The 18,419-nt window shown below is 65.0% G+C and carries 18 protein-coding genes and 1 pseudogene; 1 reads left to right on the top strand and 18 read right to left on the bottom strand.

From position 1 onward, the window contains the following. The 18 genes and pseudogenes from J0L98_RS17880 to rpmH all read right to left on the bottom strand — a co-directional run. Positions 1-510 (bottom strand): annotated as a pseudogene (locus J0L98_RS17880) (primosomal protein N'); the annotation flags it as partial. Between the two features lie 469 nt (positions 511-979). Next, complete coding sequence (gene hemE, locus J0L98_RS17875; RefSeq protein WP_296413234.1) at positions 980-2,053, bottom strand: uroporphyrinogen decarboxylase; 1,074 nt, start codon at positions 2,051-2,053, stop codon at positions 980-982. A gap of 95 nt (positions 2,054-2,148) precedes the next feature. Beyond that, positions 2,149-3,606, bottom strand: coding sequence for a potassium transporter TrkG (locus J0L98_RS17870; RefSeq protein WP_296413233.1), 1,458 nt, complete (start codon positions 3,604-3,606; stop codon positions 2,149-2,151). After that, positions 3,606-5,072 (bottom strand): Trk system potassium transporter TrkA, encoded by a 1,467-nt coding sequence (gene trkA / locus J0L98_RS17865; protein WP_296413235.1) that lies wholly within the window; start codon positions 5,070-5,072, stop codon positions 3,606-3,608. Before trkA ends, J0L98_RS17870 begins: the two co-directional genes overlap by 1 nt. Before the next feature lie 26 nt (positions 5,073-5,098). Beyond that, complete coding sequence (locus tag J0L98_RS17860) at positions 5,099-6,349, bottom strand: response regulator (protein WP_296413232.1); 1,251 nt, start codon at positions 6,347-6,349, stop codon at positions 5,099-5,101. Beyond that, positions 6,327-8,468 (bottom strand): ATP-binding protein, encoded by a 2,142-nt coding sequence (locus tag J0L98_RS17855; RefSeq protein WP_296413231.1) that lies wholly within the window; start codon positions 8,466-8,468, stop codon positions 6,327-6,329. Before J0L98_RS17855 ends, J0L98_RS17860 begins: the two co-directional genes overlap by 23 nt. After that, positions 8,465-9,019 carry a DUF4390 domain-containing protein gene (locus J0L98_RS17850; protein ID WP_296413230.1) on the bottom strand — a complete coding sequence of 185 codons (555 nt, stop codon included), beginning with the start codon at positions 9,017-9,019 and terminating at the stop codon, positions 8,465-8,467. Before J0L98_RS17850 ends, J0L98_RS17855 begins: the two co-directional genes overlap by 4 nt. A gap of 19 nt (positions 9,020-9,038) precedes the next feature. Further along, positions 9,039-10,364 carry a 16S rRNA (cytosine(967)-C(5))-methyltransferase RsmB gene (rsmB, locus tag J0L98_RS17845; RefSeq protein ID WP_296413229.1) on the bottom strand — a complete coding sequence of 442 codons (1,326 nt, stop codon included), beginning with the start codon at positions 10,362-10,364 and terminating at the stop codon, positions 9,039-9,041. A 5-nt stretch (positions 10,365-10,369) separates the two neighbouring features. Beyond that, positions 10,370-11,233, bottom strand: coding sequence for a fused MFS/spermidine synthase (locus tag J0L98_RS17840; RefSeq protein ID WP_296413228.1), 864 nt, complete (start codon positions 11,231-11,233; stop codon positions 10,370-10,372). Positions 11,234-11,252: 19 nt separating this feature from the next. Further along, the gene (locus J0L98_RS17835) at positions 11,253-12,020 is read right to left on the bottom strand and encodes a TSUP family transporter (RefSeq protein WP_296413227.1); all 768 of its coding nucleotides are present in this window, start codon (positions 12,018-12,020) and stop codon (positions 11,253-11,255) included. Positions 12,021-12,054: 34 nt separating this feature from the next. Further along, positions 12,055-12,888, bottom strand: a complete 834-nt coding sequence (locus J0L98_RS17830; protein ID WP_296413226.1) for a Sir2 family NAD-dependent protein deacetylase — start codon at positions 12,886-12,888, stop codon at positions 12,055-12,057. Next, positions 12,885-13,646, bottom strand: coding sequence for a methyltransferase domain-containing protein (locus J0L98_RS17825; RefSeq protein WP_296413225.1), 762 nt, complete (start codon positions 13,644-13,646; stop codon positions 12,885-12,887). The genes J0L98_RS17830 and J0L98_RS17825 overlap by 4 nt, the downstream gene beginning before the upstream one ends. Before the next feature lie 93 nt (positions 13,647-13,739). Beyond that, positions 13,740-13,946, bottom strand: a complete 207-nt coding sequence (locus J0L98_RS17820; RefSeq protein WP_296413224.1) for a glycine zipper 2TM domain-containing protein — start codon at positions 13,944-13,946, stop codon at positions 13,740-13,742. A gap of 151 nt (positions 13,947-14,097) precedes the next feature. After that, positions 14,098-15,444 (bottom strand): tRNA uridine-5-carboxymethylaminomethyl(34) synthesis GTPase MnmE, encoded by a 1,347-nt coding sequence (mnmE, locus tag J0L98_RS17815; RefSeq protein WP_296413223.1) that lies wholly within the window; start codon positions 15,442-15,444, stop codon positions 14,098-14,100. Then, on the bottom strand, positions 15,425-17,074 hold the full coding sequence (yidC, locus tag J0L98_RS17810) for a membrane protein insertase YidC (RefSeq protein ID WP_296413221.1): 1,650 nt from the start codon (positions 17,072-17,074) through the stop codon (positions 15,425-15,427). Before yidC ends, mnmE begins: the two co-directional genes overlap by 20 nt. A 51-nt stretch (positions 17,075-17,125) precedes the next feature. Further along, the gene (gene yidD / locus J0L98_RS17805) at positions 17,126-17,335 is read right to left on the bottom strand and encodes a membrane protein insertion efficiency factor YidD (RefSeq protein WP_296407775.1); all 210 of its coding nucleotides are present in this window, start codon (positions 17,333-17,335) and stop codon (positions 17,126-17,128) included. Then, complete coding sequence (gene rnpA, locus J0L98_RS17800) at positions 17,332-17,829, bottom strand: ribonuclease P protein component (protein WP_296407772.1); 498 nt, start codon at positions 17,827-17,829, stop codon at positions 17,332-17,334. The genes yidD and rnpA overlap by 4 nt, the downstream gene beginning before the upstream one ends. Then, entirely contained in the window at positions 17,768-17,902 is a 135-nt protein-coding gene (gene rpmH, locus J0L98_RS17795; RefSeq protein ID WP_079434516.1) for a 50S ribosomal protein L34, read from the bottom strand. The genes rnpA and rpmH overlap by 62 nt, the downstream gene beginning before the upstream one ends. A gap of 297 nt (positions 17,903-18,199) precedes the next feature. On the opposite strand from rpmH, the gene J0L98_RS17790 reads away from it, so the two are divergent. After that, a partial coding sequence (locus J0L98_RS17790; RefSeq protein WP_296413215.1) for a DnaA N-terminal domain-containing protein occupies positions 18,200-18,419 on the top strand: 220 nt, incomplete at its 3' end.

Here is an 18,419-nt window from a genome sequence, read left to right as displayed (position 1 = left end):
CCCTACCCGACGCTCTTCCGATCTCCCCTCGCCGACCCTCAGCAGGCTGCGCCGCCGGGGCCCCTGGGCGGCGAGTTCGCGCAGCAAGGCCAGGGCGCGGCTCTCCCGTTTGCTGGCCAGCAAGGCCTCACGGCCGGCATCGGTGAGGTCGAGCAGGGGGTCCGCCTCGGCCCCCGCCACCGCATCGGCCTTGCGCAGGCGGGGCGGCAAGGCCATGGCGACGACTTCGCCGAGGGGATGCTGATAGTAGCGGGCTGCAAATTCGACCATGCCCAGCCAGTCCGCCGGGAGCGCCGGCGCATCCCGTTGAATGGCGATCACCGGCTTGAGCCGCTCGACCGGAATATCCGCCACCTCCGGCAGGGCAACGATCAGCCCGGTTTTCTCACCCCGCCCAAACGGCACCCGCACACAGCGCCCCAGATCGCCGACAGAAATATTTTCTGCCGTGTAATCAAAGACCTGTGGCAAGGGCACGGGAAGGGCAACGCGAACGATGGAGGGGCTCATGGTCGGGATACGGATCGACGTGACAAAAAGCGATGAAAATCAGCCAATTACATCGCTTTCGTAAGGCATTGCTTGGGAAACAGGTCTGAAGCCATTGGGGCGGCGCGGGTATTTTCCCTTGTCCACAAAATCTGTGGATAACTTTGTGGGAAACATGGGTGAAGTCCCGCAAAACCCGCCTGCAGACTGCCTTCCTCCTACACTGCCTCATTCCTGATCAAATAATATTTCCTTTAAAAACAATGCTCTGCAGATTCGCAAATTTTTGCTTCCGAGCCGTGTCATGAATCTGACAAAAATCTTGGTGCTGTGCACAAGTCAAGCCCTCAGATTCAAATTTAGTGCTTGACGAGGGCCGCTTTGGGGAGCCCGGATGACACAAAGCGCCGCAAGCCCCGTGACGCTCATCCGCTTCCGCAAAGAATCGGGGCCGGCATGAGCCGGCCCCCGGTGCTGGGCGATGGATGTCTCAGGCGGCCTGGGCACGCAGGGCCCGGCTATGCTCGTGGACGGTGTTGACCAGCACGGTGACGTTTTCGGGCGGGGTGAACTGGGAGATGCCATGGCCGAGGTTGAAGACATGACCGGCGTGGGGGCCATAGGCGTCGAGAACCTTCTTCGCTTCAGCGGCAACAGCCTCGGGGCTGCCAAACAGCACCGCGGGATCCAGATTGCCTTGCAGGGCAACCCGATCACCCACCTGAAGGCGGGCGGCACCGATATCCACGGTCCAGTCAAGGCCCACCGCGTCAGCGCCGCTATCGGCAATGTCGGCCAGCCACAGGCCACCGCCCTTGGTGAAGACGATGCAGGGGATCTTCTCGCCATCCTTCTCGCGGGTCAGGCCGGCGACGATCTGGCGGATGTAGGCCAGCGAGAACTCCTTGTAGGCCTGATGGGCCAGCACACCACCCCAGGAATCGAAGATCATCACGGCCTGGGCGCCTGCCTCGATCTGGGCGTTGAGGTAGGCGGTGACGGCCTTGGCGGTGACACCGAGGATGTGGTGCATGAGATCCGGGCGGCTGTAGAGCAGGGCCTTGACCTTGCGGTAGTCGTCAGAGCCACCGCCTTCCACCATGTAGCAGGCGAGGGTCCAGGGGCTGCCGGAGAAGCCGATCAGCGGCACGGAGTTGTCGAGGGCCCGACGGATCTCGGCGACGGCGTCCATCACGTAGCCGAGCTCGATGTTGGGGTCGGGCACGGCCAGATTGCGGATCTCCCATTCTTCCTTGAGGGGGCGCTCGAACTTGGGGCCTTCACCTTCAGCGAAGTACAGGCCCAGGCCCATGGCGTCGGGCACCGTGAGGATGTCGGAGAAGAGAATGGCGGCGTCGAGGTTGTAGCGCGCCAAGGGCTGCAGGGTGACTTCGCAGGCCAGACCGGGGTTCTTGCACAGATCAAGGAAGCTGCCGGCACGCTTGCGCGTCTCACGGTACTCGGGCAGGTAGCGGCCAGCCTGGCGCATCAGCCACAGGGGGGTGTACTCGGTGGGCTGACGCAACAGGGCGCGCAGGAAAGTATCGTTCTTCGGACGGCTCACTTGGAATCCTCGGCAGACAGGACCGCACTGGGCGGCAAAGGCGGGATTATCCGCCATTTGCCGCCGGGGCGTGGATCGCGCAGATCAAGAAGCAGCTACTTGCGCCAGAACTGGGGCGTGAACACGACGGCCAGGGACAGCACCTCCAGACGTCCGAGGAGCATGGTGAAGGTGCACACCCAGGTCTGGAAATCGGTGAGGACAGCATAGTTGGTGGCCGGGCCGACCTTGTTGAGGCCAGGGCCGGCGTTGTTGATGCTGGCCACTATGGCGCCGAGCGAAGTCATGAAATCCAGCCCTGACAGGATCATCACGAAAGTCAGCATGACCACGCTCATGAAGTACAGAAAGATGAAGCCGAGAACGGCGATCACGACGTTGTTGGGAATGGCGCTGCCCCCAACCTTCACCGGATTGACCACTGCCGGGTGGATCAGGCGGGTGAGTTCCCGATTGGCCTGTTTGGCCAGGATCAGGGTGCGGATCATCTTGATGCCGCCCCCGGTGGAGCCGGAGCTTACCGTGATGCAGGACAGGAAAAGCATCCACAGGGGCGCGAAGATCGGCCACTTGTCGAAGTCCTGACTGGCGAAGCCACAGTCGGTGGCCATGGAGACGAGGTTGAAGCTGACGTGCCGCAGGGCCGTGGGGTAATCCTCATAGGTGCCTTCCAGCCACACATACAGGGCCACACCGAAGCAGGACGTGACGATCAGGCCGACCACGCCGCGAGCTTCCACGTCATGCCAGTACACGCGCAGATCGCGCCCCCGCATGGCGACGAAGTGGGTGGCGAAGTTCATCGCGGCGATCACCATGAAGACGATCAGCACGAACTCGACCATGGGGTTGTCAAAGGCGCCAACGCTGGCGTCCCGGGTCGAAAAGCCACCCAGCCCGAGGGCGGCGAAGGCATGGCAGATGGAGTCCAGCCAGGACAGGCCCGCCTGATTGAGCAGCAGGATGCAGGCCACGGTGATGAGGAAATACACCAGCCACAGGGCCTTGGCGGTATCGGCGATACGCGCCGTGAGTTTGGAGTCTTTCATCGGGCCGGGGGTTTCAGCCTTGTAGAGCTGCATGCCGCCGACACCCAGCAGGGGCAGCACGGCCACGGCGAGCACGATGATGCCCATGCCACCGAGCCAGTTGAGCTCATGCCGCCAGACATTGATGGCTGGCGGTGCATGATCGAGATCGGTCATGATCGTCGAGCCCGTGGTGGTGAGGCCGGACATGGTTTCGAAGAAGGCATCGGTGAAACTCATGGTGTCGTACACCAGGAGCAGGGGGATGGTGGCAATCGCCGCCATCAAGGCCCACACGGTTGATACCAGCAGGAAGCCATCCCGGGGCTTGAGCTCGCGGTAGTGGGAGCGGGTCACCCCGTAGAGCATGAGTCCACTGCCCAGGGAGATGATCATGGCGGCGACGAATTCGGCGGTGGTGCCGTCTTCGTAGAAGATCGCCGCAGCGATGGGCATCAGGTAGGCCAGGCTGAAGATCGACAGCAGGCGGCCCAGGACATTGGCGACGGGGAACAGGGCATCCATCAGAAGAACCCCCAACCCACCTGGAAGAGCTTTTCCACCTGACTGACCAGCTTCTTGCTGGTGCAAAAGACGATCACGTGGTCCTCGGCGCGGATCACCGTGTCGTGGTGGGCCATGATGACTTCGTGGATGGGCACCTCGTAGGCCACCAGCTCCTTGTACTCGGTGCGGCTCTGCCCGGTATTGCGCACGATGGCGGCGATGGTGGCCCCGTCAGGCAGGTCGATCTCCTCGATGCGGCGGCCGATCACCTTGCAATGCTTCGCGTCCCCATGGGCGACGACTTCCAGGGCCTCGGCGGCACCGCGGCGCAAGCTATGCACGGCGGCCACGTCTCCCCGGCGTACCCGGGCCAGCAACTGGCCGATGGAGGTCTGGGCTGGCGAGATGGCAATGTCGATGCGCCCGCCCTGCACCAGATCCACGTAGGACTTGCGGTTGATCAGGGCCAGGGTGCGACGGGCCCCCATCTGCTTGGCCAGGGAGGCCGACATGATGTTGTCCTCCTCGTCGTTGGTGAGGGCGAGGAACATGTCGGTCTCCTCGATGCTCTCCGAATCGAGCAGGGCTTCGTCGGTGCCATCACCGCGCAGCACCAGGGCCCGGGACAGCTTGCTGGCGAGCATCTCGGCCCGGCGCCGGTCGCGCTCGATGAGCTTGACGCTGAAGCTTTTCTCGATGGCGCGGGCGAGACGAAAGCCGATATTGCCACCCCCGGCGATGATCACCCGCTTGATGGGCTTGTCCATGCGCCGCAGCTCGGACATGACTTTGCGGATATGGGAGGTGGCTGCAATGATGAAGACTTCGTCACCGCTCTCGATGATGGTGTCACCGGACGGGATGATGGACTGGTCGCGGCGGAAGATGGCCGCCACACGGGCATCAATGTTGGGCAGGCGCAGCGGAATGGTCTTCAGGGGCTTGCCCACCAGCAGGCCGCCTTCGAAGGCCTTCACGGCGATCATGGTGACCATGCCCTCGGCGAACTCCAGCACCTGGAGCGCCTCGGGAAATTCGATCAGCTTGCGGATGTAGTCGGTGACGATCTGCTCGGGGCAGATGGAGTGATCAACGGCAAAGTTGTTGTCGTCAAGCAGCTCGGGATGCTCGGCATAGTCGGCAGAGCGCAGGCGGGCGATGCGCGTCGGAATGTTGAACACCGTCTTGGCCACTCGGCAGGCGCACAGATTGGTCTGGTCCGACTGGGTGACGGCGATCAGCAGGTCGGCATCCTCGGCACCCGCAGCATGCAGCACCGAGGGGGCCGCGGCGTTGCCCGACACCACGCGCAAATCGAGCCGTTCCTGGAGGGTGTTGAGATGCTCCACATTGTTGTCCACCACGGTGATGTCGTTGGCTTCGGAAACGAGACTCTCAGCGACCGAGGTACCCACCTGACCGGCACCGAGGATGATGATCTTCATGTTTTTATTCCTCCCTTTCCGCTGACGCGCAGCGGCTATTGCCCAGGCATGTCCGGATGCAGCCCTCAGGTTCCGCTTTCCTCGTGACGCCGACCGACACTGATGCCAAGCTGCTTGAGCTTGCGATACAAGTGAGTACGCTCCAGGCCGGTCTTCTCGGCCAGACGGGTCATGTTGCCCCCGTCGATCTGCAGGTGGTGCTCGAAGTACAGGCGTTCGAAGATCTCCCGGGCCTCCCGCAGGGGCAGATCGAGGGGCAAGCCGAGGGCGGCGGGAGGTGACTTCACCAGCAGATGGGCCACGTCCTCCATGCCGATCTCCTCTTCCAGGGTGCCCAGGGCCAAGGACTTGACGGCTGCCTTGAGCTCCCCGTAGCCCCCCGGCCAGGCCTGGTTGCGCAGGGCATTGAGGGCGGCGGAGGAAAGGCGCCGGGGTGGCACCTCACCGGCTTCGACCACGTGCAGCAGAATCTGGCTGGCAATCTCCGGGATCTCGTCGCGGATCTCGCCCAGGGCCGGCGGTGCCAGGGAGACCTCGAACAGGCGGGCCAGCACACGCTCCTCCCAGCCGTGGTCGGCGAGCTCCTCGGGGCGGTGCTCGGTCGCCACCACCAGGGTCTGCCCATGCCGCTCCAGGCGGTCCATGGCAAAGACCAGGTTCTTCTGCTGGGGGCGCGACAGGTAGATCAGCTCGGGCACATAGAGCAGACCGTTGCGCGCACCTTCCAGCACATTGAGTTCGATGGGCATGGAGGACAGGGATAGATCCAGCCAGGGCGTTCCGACCCGCTGCAGGCTGCGGGCACACAATTCGGCCAGGCTGCCCGGCCCCACCCGCAGCAGGATGATGCGGGACTTCTCGGCCATCTGCTCAAGACGCTTGCGCAGATCGCGCAGGGGCGCCGAGCGGGCGAAGGCGGCCAACCCCAGGGGGCTGGGCGCATGGGTGGGCTTGATGCGGGCGAGGCCGCGCTTCACCGCCGCCAGCAGCTTCTGCAGGGCGATGGGCTTTTCGAGGAACTCCATGGCACCGATGCGGGTCGCCTCGACCGCCGTGTCGATGGTGCCGTGCCCGGACATCATCACCACGGGCATGGTCAACTGGCCATTGGCAGACCACTCCTTGAGGAGGCTGACCCCGTCGGTATCGGGCATCCAGATGTCGAGCAGCACGAGATCCGGCCGGGTCGCATTGCGGGCGGCCCGGGCCGCACCGGCGTTCTCGGCGAGGATGATGTCGTGCCCCTCGTCGCGCAGGATCTCGGAGAGGAGTTCTCGAATGCCGACTTCGTCGTCAACGATGAGGATCTTGGCCATGGGTGCTGGACTCAGGGTGAGGAGCGATGCACAGGCGGACGCGGACCTCCGCGCCACCCGCTTCGCGATTGGCGAGACGGATCTCGCCTGCGTGTTCGTCGATGATTTTCTTGACGATGGCCAAGCCAAGGCCCGTACCACGCGCCTTGGTTGTCACGTAGGGCTCGAAGGCCCGGGACAGGCTCTCCGGCGGAAAGCCGGGACCGTTGTCGCGCAGAATCAAGTCTACCCGGCGGGCATCGGATCGGGTCAACAGGCGTATCTCCGGCTGATCCACGTCAATCAGGGCGTCCTCGGCGTTCTGCAGCAGATTGTGGATGACCTGACGGATCTGGGTGGCATCGCCAAGCACCTGGGGCAACTCGGCCGCCAGCTCGGCGTGGATCATCACCCGCGATCCCTCGTACAGCACCAGCAGCTCCCGCACCAGGGCGTTGAGGTCCACCGGTGCCATCACCGGCGTGGGCAGTCTGGCATAGTCGCGGAAGGCATTGACCAGATTCTTCATGGCCTCCACCTGATTGACGATGGTGGTGGTCGATCGCTCGAGCATCTCGCGGCCCTCGGTATCGAGGCGATCCGCCAGTTTGAACTGTAGACGCTCGGCCGAGAGCTGAATGGGCGTAAGGGGGTTCTTGATCTCGTGGGCCAGACGCCGGGCCACCTCGGCCCAGGCAGCGGTGCGCTGGGCCGCGATGAGGTGGGTGATGTCATCGAAAACCACCACCCAGCCGCCACCCGTATCGTCGGGCAGGCGCGTGCCATGGAGCAGGAGGGTCTGGGTGCTGCCGTCGGGGTTCGAGAACTCGATCTGGCGGTTCCAGTTGGCGTCGGGGCCCTGCAGCCCTTCCAGCAGCGCATTGCGCAGATCACCGTGGGCCGTCCAGTCCTCCAGGCGGACCCGCTCGTAGCCATCAAGGGGATCATTCAGGATCGTCATGGCCCCGTGGTTGGCGGCCCGAAGATAGCCATCCGGCGCGAAGGCCAGCACCCCGGCGGAAAGGTTGGCGAGCACCCCTTCCAGGTAGGCGCGATTGCGCTCGACGGCAGCCCGGTTGTTCTCCGCCTGGGCCCGGGCATCTTCGAGCTGACGGGTCATCTGGTTGAAGGACTGGGTCAGCACACCCAGTTCATCACGCGCGGGCAGGGCCTGGCGGGGGCTGAAATCCCCCGCGGCAACGGCCTGGGTGCCTTCAGCCAGGATGAACAGCGGGGCCGCCAGACGACGGGTCAGGACAAAGGCGACGGCAACGGCGGCAAACAGGGCCAGGAGCAGGGTGAGCGTAAGGGTGAGGGTGTAGATGCGCTTGAGGCCATCGCGCGCCAGGGACAGCTCCTGATAGTCCCGATGCACGGTCTCGACGCTTTCGGCGTGGGACGCAAACGAACTGGGCACGGACTGGGTGAGCTGCAAGAGCTGGGGCTCCGCCAGGCGGCGCGAAGGGATGGGCACGATGACCCGCAGGATCAGGCCATCCGGTGCCTGGCCCTCCACCGCCCGATAGCCCTGGGTCTGGCGGGCCTGGCGCAACTGGGCAACGCTGGGCCGCTCGGGCACCAGGCTGTCGATCTCGGTATCCGAGGTGGCGACAATCTTGCCGCTGGAGGAGAACACCGTGGCCGACTCCACATTGCCCCGCTCCCGCAGATGGTTGAGCAGGGTGGACCGCACCTGGGGCGCCAGCTCCAGCTCCTCCACCATGCGCCCGGCCTTGTCGGCAAGCTGCCCGAGGAGCATGTCGAGGGAGCTGCGGCCGAGCTGGAGGCCACTCTCAAGGGCGGCATCGACCCGCACGTTGAACCAGGAGTCGATGCTCTTGACGGCAAACTGGAGCGACACCGCATACACCAGCACCCCGGGCACCACCGCCATTGCCGCAAAGATGGCCATCAGGCGCAGCTTGAGGCGCGACCCGAAACGGCGAGCCCGGTACTCGCGCCACAGGCCGCGCAGTTGCACGAACACCAGGCTGGCAAGGCCCACGGCAATGACCCCGTTGAGGATCAGCAGCAGCGTGTAGTTGCGGGCGAAGAGGGGCGTATTGGCGCTGGCCGTAGCCAGCAGAAAGAGCAGGATGCCTGCGACGGCGGCGGCGACGACGAGCGCTGTCGGTCTCATTTGGATTCGCGTGCAGCGACGAAAGTCCAGCGATACCAGTCGGATGCGAGGTTCCAGTCTTTCCGGCCAAAGGCACTCACCTGCAGGGGCTTGGGCAGCTCGGCCACATCCAGACGGAAGCGCAGGGCCGCGTTGTAGCTGCGCCCCACACGCAGGGCGCCGCGCTCGGCCACCCCCCAGTTGCGGATGCGCAGCATGGTGCGCATGGCCTCTTCGACCGTGGCGAAGTTCTGATGCAGGGTGCCGGTGGTGAGACGGTACTGGCGGGTCAGGGACTGATAGGAGAGCCGGTAGGTCACCGTCTTGTTGACGACCTCTTCGTCAAACCAGTACCAGCGAGGCGAGCTGAGTTCGAACTCGGTGACAAAAAACAGGGACACACCACGGCCGACCACATCCGCCAGAAGGGGGGTGAGTTCGGCAGAGATGTCGGCGTTGAGCACATACTGCTCGTCACTGGCCTCGATGGTGGCTGCGCGGATCTCCGCCTCTGCGGCATGGGCCGGCAGCGCCACGCTCATCAGCCCGCCAATGAGCGCGAAGACGGCCACCCGGAGGAAGCGGCGTCGCTCAGACAGCTTTCTCGAGCAGGGCGTAAAAGAATCCGTCATGTTCGGTGCTAGGCAGATACTGGCAATCGGGCTGGCCCCCAATGGGCAGGCAGCAGCAGTCGGGATGGCGTGCCGCAAAGGCGGCAATCTGCTCCCGGTTCTCTTCGGCAAACACCGAGCAAGTGACATAGAGCATTTTGCCACCCGGCGCGAGGACCTGCCACAGGGCATCGAGTATCTCCGCCTGCTGGGCCGCAAAGCGGGCCACGTCGTCGGAACGACGCAGCCACTTGATGTCGGGGTTGCGCCGCACCACACCGGATGCGGAGCAGGGCACATCCGCCAGAATGCGTTGAAAGGGGCGCCCGTCCCACCACTGGGACACCTTGCGGCAATCGGCGGCGCTGACCTGGGCGGAAAGGCCAAGACGCGCCAGGTTTTCGCTGACCCGACGCGCCCGGAAGGCATCGGCGTCGAGGGCCACCAACTCCACATCGGCGCTCTCCAGGATGTGGGAAGTCTTGCCGCCGGGCGCGGCGCAAGCGTCGAGAACCCGCTGGCCGTCGGCCAGATCAAGGTAACGGGCGGCATGCTGGGCGCCCGCATCCTGGACGCTGACCAGGCCTTCGGCGAAACCCGGCAGCCGGGCCACCGGCACCGGGCGGTCGAGCAGCAGGGCGCCATTGGCGAGCTCACGGACGGGCAGATCGGCGGCCGCAAAGGCCGACAGCACATCGCTTACCGCCGCCCGCCGGCGATTGATGCGCAGGGCCATGGGTGGATGGGTATTACCGGCCATCAGGATGGCGCGCCAGTCATCCGGATATTGGCTACGCAGTCGCCGAATCCACCAGGGCGGATGGCGAAACTCCGCCACCATGTCGGCATCGGCGGCCCGGTTCAGATCGGCCGACTGGCGCAGCGCATTGCGCAGCACGCCATTCACCACCCCCTTGAACTTGCCCCCAAGCAGCGTTGCCGCGGCCGTGACAGCCTGATCGACAATCGTATGGGCGGTGTCGGCACGGCTGTCGAGGCGATGCAAGGCCACCCGTAGCAGGGATTGAACCGGTTCAGGCAGGGGCTTCTGCAGCAGCTTGGCGAGGATGAAATCCTGCCGGCCATAGTCGCGCAGGGTGCCATAGGTGAGATCCAGGATGGCACCACGAACGCCGGGAGGTGTCGCCGGCCGCGCGCTCCACAGGGCGGCCAGCGCTTCGGTGAGATTGCCCCCGGCCACCACGTCGGCAATAAGGCGGGCCGCCGTGGCGAGGGCATGGGCAAGGCTGTCTTCGGCGAGGGTGGGGGCGGACGGGGCGGCGGAACGGGGCGGGCGGCTGGTCATGGGTCTCAGGCGAGCAAGTCGCGGATGTAGTTGGGCAGAGCTCGGCTGGCAAGGTGGAGCGCCGGATTGTAGTAGCGCAGACCGGAAATACCCCTCGCGGCGAGACGCCCTGCAAGCGTGGCCTCTTCCGGGTCGGGCAGATCATCCCTGGCACAAAGACCCAGAAGCCAGGGTCCGCCGTACAGCGGCACATGGATCAAGCTCACCCGCAGCACGGGGAAGACGGCACCCAACCGGCGATACAGGCTTGCCACCTTTTCCGGTTGGTAAAAGGGCGAGCCGAGCTGGACGTGGATTATCCCACGGGGAGAGAGACTGGCCGCGCAGAGTTGGAGGAAATCCGGCTGGTGCAGATGGGCACAGGCGGGGTCGTCGGCCTCCGTCAGATCGAAGATGATCAGATCAAAGCGCTCGCCCTGCTGATGAAGGGATACGAGCGTGTGGGCGGCGTCACCAAGGGACAGGCTCACCCGATCAGCGTCGAAGGCCCCCTGGGGAAGGGCTGGCAGATGGCTGCGGACCATGGCCACTACGCCGGGATCCAGCTCGGCGACAACGATGCGCTCCAGCCCCGGGTGCTTGAGCAATTCCCGCGCAGAGGCCCCGTCTCCGCCCCCAAGGACCAAGGCCCGGCGGGGGGCGGGATGAGCCAGGGCTGGAATGTGCACCAGGCTTTCGTGAATCATGAACTCATCCGCCTCGGCCGCCATGGCATCACCGTCCAGGCAGTAGAGCGCCCCGAAGGCCTGCGTATCCTCCACCGCGATGGACTGAAAGCGGCTTGGAGCCCGTCGGGAAGGGCAACGCTGGCGAAGCAGCAAGGTGGCATCGGCACCCAGGGGCAGACGAAGCAAGTCGGCATGTTTCACGTGAAACACTCCGTTCGGGTCAAAGAAAGGTGTCTGCGGCAAAGCGCAGGATCAACACCAGCACGACAGCAAGAAAGGCCTTGCGAATGAAGACCACCCCGTGACGCAAGGCCAGCCCGGTTCCCACCCGCGACCCGAGAAGATTGCAGCAGGCCATCACCAGCGCCACCTGCCAGAACACCGCGCCATGGGACACAAACACCGCGATGGCCGCCAGGTTGGTGCTCACGTTGACGATCTTGGCCGACACCGAGGCATGCAGAAAGTCCATCCCCAGTATCCGGATGAACAGGAAGATCAGGAAGCTGCCCGTCCCCGGGCCGAAGAAGCCGTCGTAAAAGCCAAGGGCAGCGCCGATCAGGATCGCCAGTCCACACTCTCGCCCAGCGCTCGCCAGCCGCCGGTGATGGATGCCGAAGTCCTTGCGCAGAAACGTGTACAGGGCGACAAGGATCAACAGCACCAGAATCAGGGGACGCAAGGCGGCCGGCGGGAAGAGCACCACGGCGCGAGCCCCCGAGCACGAGCCGATGGCGGCCGCCAGTGCTGCCGGCCCGGCAGCCCGCCAGGGGATCGACACCCGGCGACTGTACTGAACAGCGGCACCGGCGGTACCGAACACACTCGCCAGCTTGTTGGTGCCAAAGAGGGTCGCGGGGGCCGCCTGGGGAAAGGCGGAGAACAGCAGCGGAATCTGGATCAGCCCCCCACCCCCGACCACGGCATCAACCATACCCGCAAGGAACGCGCCCACGCCAAGGAGCGCGAGGGTCGGGTCCATCAGCATTGTTTCACGTGAAACACCTCAAGCTCGCTCCTGCTCAACGAAGGAAGCCCCAACTATCCAGCGCCGCACGGATTCCCTGCAGGGCTTCCAGCCCACCCATGGGCAAACTGACACCCCGCCCAGGGATCTCCGGCTCGGTCGGGTTGATTCGTACAAGGGGCTCGCCGAGTGTCTCGCTGAACCAGCGCACCGTGGGCACATGACTGCCAGCGCCGATCTCGACGACCACCGGCCGATGCACCGTCGCCAGCCACTGCTCCAGCCGGCGACGCTGGGCTGCAGTGCGCTGGCTCAGCCACCCACCATCACCAAACATCAGCACATTGGGCCTGAGCAGGGCATCGCAGCGCGTGCAGCGGGGCAATGGGCTGGTGAGCAGACAGGCCCGTTCATCCACTTCCGGAACATAGGCATCTGCGGAGAAGATGGGCAGTCCGCACGCATCCATGCACTGGAGGTGATGCAGGGAGCCGTGCACCTCACAGATACTGTCCTCCGGAAAACCCGCCCGCTGAAACTGCCCGTCCACATTGGACGTAAACACGAAGCACCCCCTGGCCAGACGGGCACCGATACCTTGCAGGATTACAAAGCCCGGGTGAGGGCGGGTACGCCGATACAGATTCAGGCGATGGCCATAGAAACCCCAGGCCAGCCGGGGATGGCGGCGAAAGGCGTCGGGGCAGGCGATATCCTCGAAGGCGATGCGCGCTTCGGCCAGCGCCGGATAGGCCCGCCAAAAACCGGTATTGCCCCGGAAATCAGGCAGACCCGAATCGACCCCCATGCCCGCCCCTGCGGAGACGATCAAGCCGTCGGCGCCGGCGATCAGCGACGCCGCCTCGGCAAACAGGGCCGCGGACGTCATCGCTGCGCAACAATGAAGATACGCCGAAAGGGAAAGAGCGTGGTGCCGTGGGCGTCCGGCGGATAAGCCGCCGCCAGGCGGGCCTCGAGCTGGGCCAGGAAGGCCGCCTGACCCGACTCATCCAGGGACGCCAGGTAGGGAAGCAGCGTCGTGCCACGCAACCAGTCGAGAACCGGCGAAGGCCCGCTCATACCCTGCCAGTAGGTCGTCTCCCACAGGCTCAGGCGGGTACACAGGGGGGCCAGCAGGCGATGGTAGTCGGCCATACCCAGCACCGCCCCCATCCGCGCCTGACCGACCCGCTCCACCCATTCCGGCGACGATGCCAGCGCCTGAATGAGCCTGTGGGATGGCGCCTCAAAATTGCAGGGCATCTGCACGGCCAGCACCCCTCCCGGAAACAACGCATCCACCAGACGGGGAAACAGGCTTTCGTGATCACCCACCCAATGCAGGGCTGCGTTGGAAAACAGCAGATCAAGGGGTTCCTCGGGCTCCCAGTGCTCAACGCCGGCCTGATCGAAGCGGACGCCGGGCAGCACGCTGCGCGCCCGCTCCAGCATGGCCGGGGAGCTGTCCAGGCCGGTGATGTCCGCCCCTGGCCAGCGCTCGGCCAGCAACCGCGTCACGTTGCCCACGCCACAGCCCAGGTCCACGATCCGCCCCGGTCGGAGAAGCGGAACCCGTCCCAGCAAATCCATCGCCGGGCGCAGACGTTCATCGGAAAACTGCAGGTATCGATCCGGCTCCCACCCCATGGCGCGTCCCTCCCTAGAAGGGTTCAATTGTCGCCGAAGGCAGGGGCCGGGAACAGCACTGAAGTGCTCGACCCGGCGCAGGCGCGTCGCGCCCTATTTCTTGATCTGATTACCGATCACACCGCCCACTGCCGCCCCACCCACCGTACCGACCGCACTGCCGCCGGTCAGGACAGACCCCGCCACCCCACCGATGGCGGCGCCAATGGCGGTGTTCTTCTGCTGGGCGTTCATGTTGGCGCAACCGGCAAAGGTAGTGGCTGCAAGGATGGCAATCAGGACTCGGCCAGGGGTTTTCATGATTCTTCTCCGTCAGACTCTCCCACCGCGATCTGGGCAAGGAGGGGCGGTCACGCCCAATGTCCTTCGAATGTAGCCGCCTCCCCATCAGCCGGCTGTAAGGAGTCGTATGGAAATGTAAGTCGCAGGCCCGATCAGTCCGGACGTGTCCTTACTTTCCGATGCAAAAGCGCGAGAAGATCACCCCCAGCAAATCATCCGGAGTGAACTCCCCGGTGATCTCATTCACCGCCTCCTGGGCCAGGCGCAGCTCTTCGGCCATCAGCTCGAGGGCGTGGCGGGCATCGAGGGCGGCTTCGACGCGGGCGAGGGCTTCGCGCAGGGCGATGAGGTGGCGCTCTCGGGCGAGGATCACGTCCTCCCCATGGCGGTGCCAGCCCGCCACCCGCAGCAGTTCGGCACGCAGCAGTTCGACGCCCTGGTCGGCCTTGGCGGAGAGGTAGAGGCTGATGCCGGCGGCGTCCTCGGTGCGCTCGGGCTGGCGCGCCAGCAGGTCCACCTTGTTGAAGACGGTGATGCGCTCAACGCCCGCGGGCAGGCGGGCATCGATGGCGGCATCGGCATCGGTGAGGCCGGCCCGCACGTCCACCAGGCGCACCACCACGTCGGCGCGCTCGATCTCCTGCCAGGTGCGGGCGATGCCGATCCGCTCGACCTCGTCGGTGGTGTCGCGCAGCCCGGCGGTGTCGATGATGTGGAGGGGAATGCCCTCGATCTGGATGGTTTCGCGCAGGGCGTCCCGGGTGGTGCCGGCGATATCCGTGACGATGGCCCGCTCCTCACCGGCAAGCCGGTTGAGCAGGCTGGACTTGCCGACGTTGGGCTGACCGACGAGGACCACATGCAGGCCATTGCGCAGCAGGCTGCCCTGGCGGGCGCGGTCGAGGATGGCACGCAGTTCGGCGGCGACGACCTCGATGCGTTCGAAGGCCTTGGCCTCGATCAGGAAATCCACATCCTCGTCGGGAAAATCGAGGGTCGCCTCGACCAGCATGCGCAGATCGATCAGGCGCTCACACAGGCCCTGGACTTCGCGGGAGAAACTGCCGGTGAGGGACCGGACCGCCGAGCGGGCCGCTGCGGCCGTGGAGGCCTCGATGAGATCGGCCACGCTTTCGGCCTGGGCCAGGTCGAGCTTGCCATTGAGAAAGGCGCGGCGGGTGAATTCGCCGGGTTCGGCGAGACGGGCACCCAGCTCGAGGCAGCGGGCCAGCAGCATCTGCATGACCACCGGGCCGCCATGGCCCTGGAGCTCGATGACGTCTTCGCCGGTAAAGGAATGGGGCGCGGGAAAGTAGAGGAGGAGGCCTTCATCGATCAGCCCGCCGCTGCCATCACGGAAGCGGGCGAACTGGGCGATCCGGGCTTGCGGCTCGCGACCACCCAGGGCGGCCGCGAGCGGAGAGAGATTCGGCCCGGAGATCCGGACCACGCCGATGCCACCGCGCCCGGGGGCGGTGGCGATCGCCGCTATGCACTCACTCGGCCGGCTTGCCACCGGCCGCGATCATCCGGTTGATCTGCCATTGCTGGGCAATGGACAGGGTGTTGTTGACCACCCAGTACAGCACCAGACCGGCCGGGAACCACAGGAACATGAAGGTGAAGAGGATGGGCATCATCATCATCACCTTGGCCTGGATGGGGTCAGGCGGCGCCGGGTTGAGCTTCATCTGGATGAAGCTGGTGGCACCCATGACCAGCGGCAGGATGTAGTACGGGTCCTTGATGGACAGATCCTGGATCCAGCCCAGCCACGGTGCGCCGCGCATCTCCACGACACCCAGCAGCACCCAGTACAGGGCAATGAACACCGGGATCTGGATCAGGATCGGCAGACAGCCGCCGAGGGGATTGACCTTCTCGCGCTTGTACAGGTCCATCATGGCCTGCTGCATCTTCATCTTGTCGTCGCCGTACTGCTCCTTCAGGCGCTGCAGGCGCGGGCCGAGGGTCTTCATCTTGGCCATCGACTTGTAGCTGGCGGCGGACAGGGGGAAGAACAGGGCCTTCAGGGCGATGGTGACCAGGATGATGGCCCAGCCCCAGTTGCCGGTGAGCTTGTGGAACCACTCCAGCACCCAGAACAGCGGCGCGGCGATGATGGTCAGCCAGCCGTAGTCCACCACCAGGTCGAAGCCCTTGGCGAACTGCTCAAGGCGGGTCTGCTCCTGGGGGCCGGCGTACAGCGGCATGGACAGCTTGCCGCTCTGGCCCGGGGCAATCGCGGCCACGGGCACGATCACGCCTGCAGAGTAGAGGTCGGAGCTCACCTGGTTGGCGAAGAACTCACGCTCGCCCTCGGCAGGAGCCCAGCCGGCCACGAAGTAGTGCTGCACCATCGCCGGCCAGCCGTCGGAGGCCTTGGTGACGAATTTGGCCTTCTTCGCGGCGACATCCTCGAAGGACACCTTCTGGTACTTCTCGGCCTCGGTATAGAAAGCCGGGCCGGTGAAGGTCTGCACGCCGAAGCCGCCCGGCTGCTCGGCCGGCTTGCCGTCACGGGTGAACTGGAAGTACGCGTGGGGCGCGAGGGGTGCGGCGCTGCCGTTGGCGATCTCGTAGCTCACATCGGCCACGTAGCTGCCACGCCGGAAGGTGATCAGCTTGCTCACCTTGACCCCATCGGCGGTGGCCGGGGCATCAAGGCGCAGCGTCACGGCATCCTCGCCGTCCTTCAGATCGAGGCTGGAGGCCGCGAGACTGAACAGGGTCTTGTGATTGGGCAGGCCGTTGCCGATCAGGCCGGTCTGGGCGGCGTAGTTGTGCTTCTCGCCGTTATCAAAGAGCACATAGTTGCGCGTGACGTCATCGGAGGCCTTGTGGCGGGTCAGCTCCAGCCGGACGATGTCGCCGCCCTGGGCCGAGACTTCCGCCACCAGCACATCGGTACGGATGACGGCCTTGGGTGCCGATGCCACCGGCGCAGCCGCCGTGGCGCTCTGCCCCGGCAGAGCGGGCGTGCCGGTTGCCGCAGCCCCCGGCGTCGGCGTGGGTACGCCGGCTGCAGAATCGGCGGTCGCGGCGACGGCCGGTACCGGAGGCTTGTTGTGCTTCTGCCAGCCGTCCCACAGCATGACCAGGGAAAACGAGAAGACGAGAAGGAGGATCAGGCGACGGTTGTCCATCGGAGTCAGTGTCAGGAAGGAGTTTGAGGCGGAAGGGTTCGGAAGCGCTGCTCAGGGTACCGGATCGTAGCCGCCGCCGCTGAACGGATGGCAGCGACACACGCGCCGCGCGGCCAGCCACGACCCCTTCAGGGCACCATGGCGCTCCAAAGCCTCCAGGGCATATTCAGAACAGGACGGCACAAAACGGCAGTTGCGTCCCAGCATGGGGCTGATGGCGTAGCGATAGGCCCGCACAAGCGCAAGCATGACCTGTTTCATTTGCCCGTGCCTTGCCTGGGCAGGCGTTCAAACAGAGCGACCATGTCTTCCCGCAGGGAGCGTTTGCTCACGTCAGCAACCTTGGCCGACAATCGTAACACCAGATCGTAGGCCGGCAGGCTTGCACGGGCATGACGAAACACGTCGCGACCGATGCGCTTGAGCAGATTGCGCTGCACCGCCCGCTTGGCGAGCTTCTTTGCCACCACCACACCGAGGCGGGCCGTATCGACCTGACCAGGGCAGTAGTGAAGCGCGAAGTAACGCCCGCGCACGACACGCCGAAAAGCAAAAACGGATGAAAACTCATCCGTTTTATGCAGTCGCAAAGACGCGCCGAAGCCGAACCCTGCCTTGCTTGCCGTTTCATCCGACGGGCCATTGCTGCCGCCTGCCGGGGAAGGAATCTCAGGACCGGCCTGTGGGCGAGCCTCAGACGGCGAGGCGATGACGGCCCTTGGCGCGGCGAGCGGCGATGACCTTGCGACCGCCACGGGTGGCCATGCGGACCAGGAAGCCGTGGGTGCGCTTGCGACGGACGACGGACGGTTGGTAAGTACGTTTCATTTTTCGTGCCCGAAAAGTTGAGTCAAACGCGCAATTTGATACGTTAACCCTCTGTTTGTCAAGCAGGTTTTATCCACTCCCCGCAAACGCAGCCATGCACAGCCTGGAAGCCAATGCTCCACAGCCCCTTTCCCGGCCATCTTAAGCTGTGGATAAGTCCCCCTCGCGCAGGTACAATACGCGTTTGGCCAGACGCCCCCCGCGCGCGACTCTGGCCGCTCCGGCCCCCGGCCGGAGTCTGCCGGAAACAATCATCCGGCGCGCGTTCTGCAGTCGAAACCGATCCGCCCAATCATCGTGCCCCAAGCCTCATCGTCGCCCCAATGCGCTGCGTTCTGGACGCATTGCCTGAACTGCCTGGAGCAGGAGTTGCCCGCCCAGCAGTTCAAGACCTGGATCCTCCCCTTGCGCGCCGAAGAGCTTGCCGGCGACGACGGAGCCGGCCTGCGTCTGGTGGCACCGTCCAACTTCCATCGCCAGTGGCTGCGTGACCGCTACCTGCGCCGCATCGAAGAGC

Origin of the sequence: Zoogloea sp., assembly GCF_017302315.1 — a bacterium.
Classification (GTDB): Bacteria; Pseudomonadota; Gammaproteobacteria; order Burkholderiales; family Rhodocyclaceae; genus Zoogloea.
This window is presented reverse-complemented; position numbering and strand designations above follow the sequence as displayed.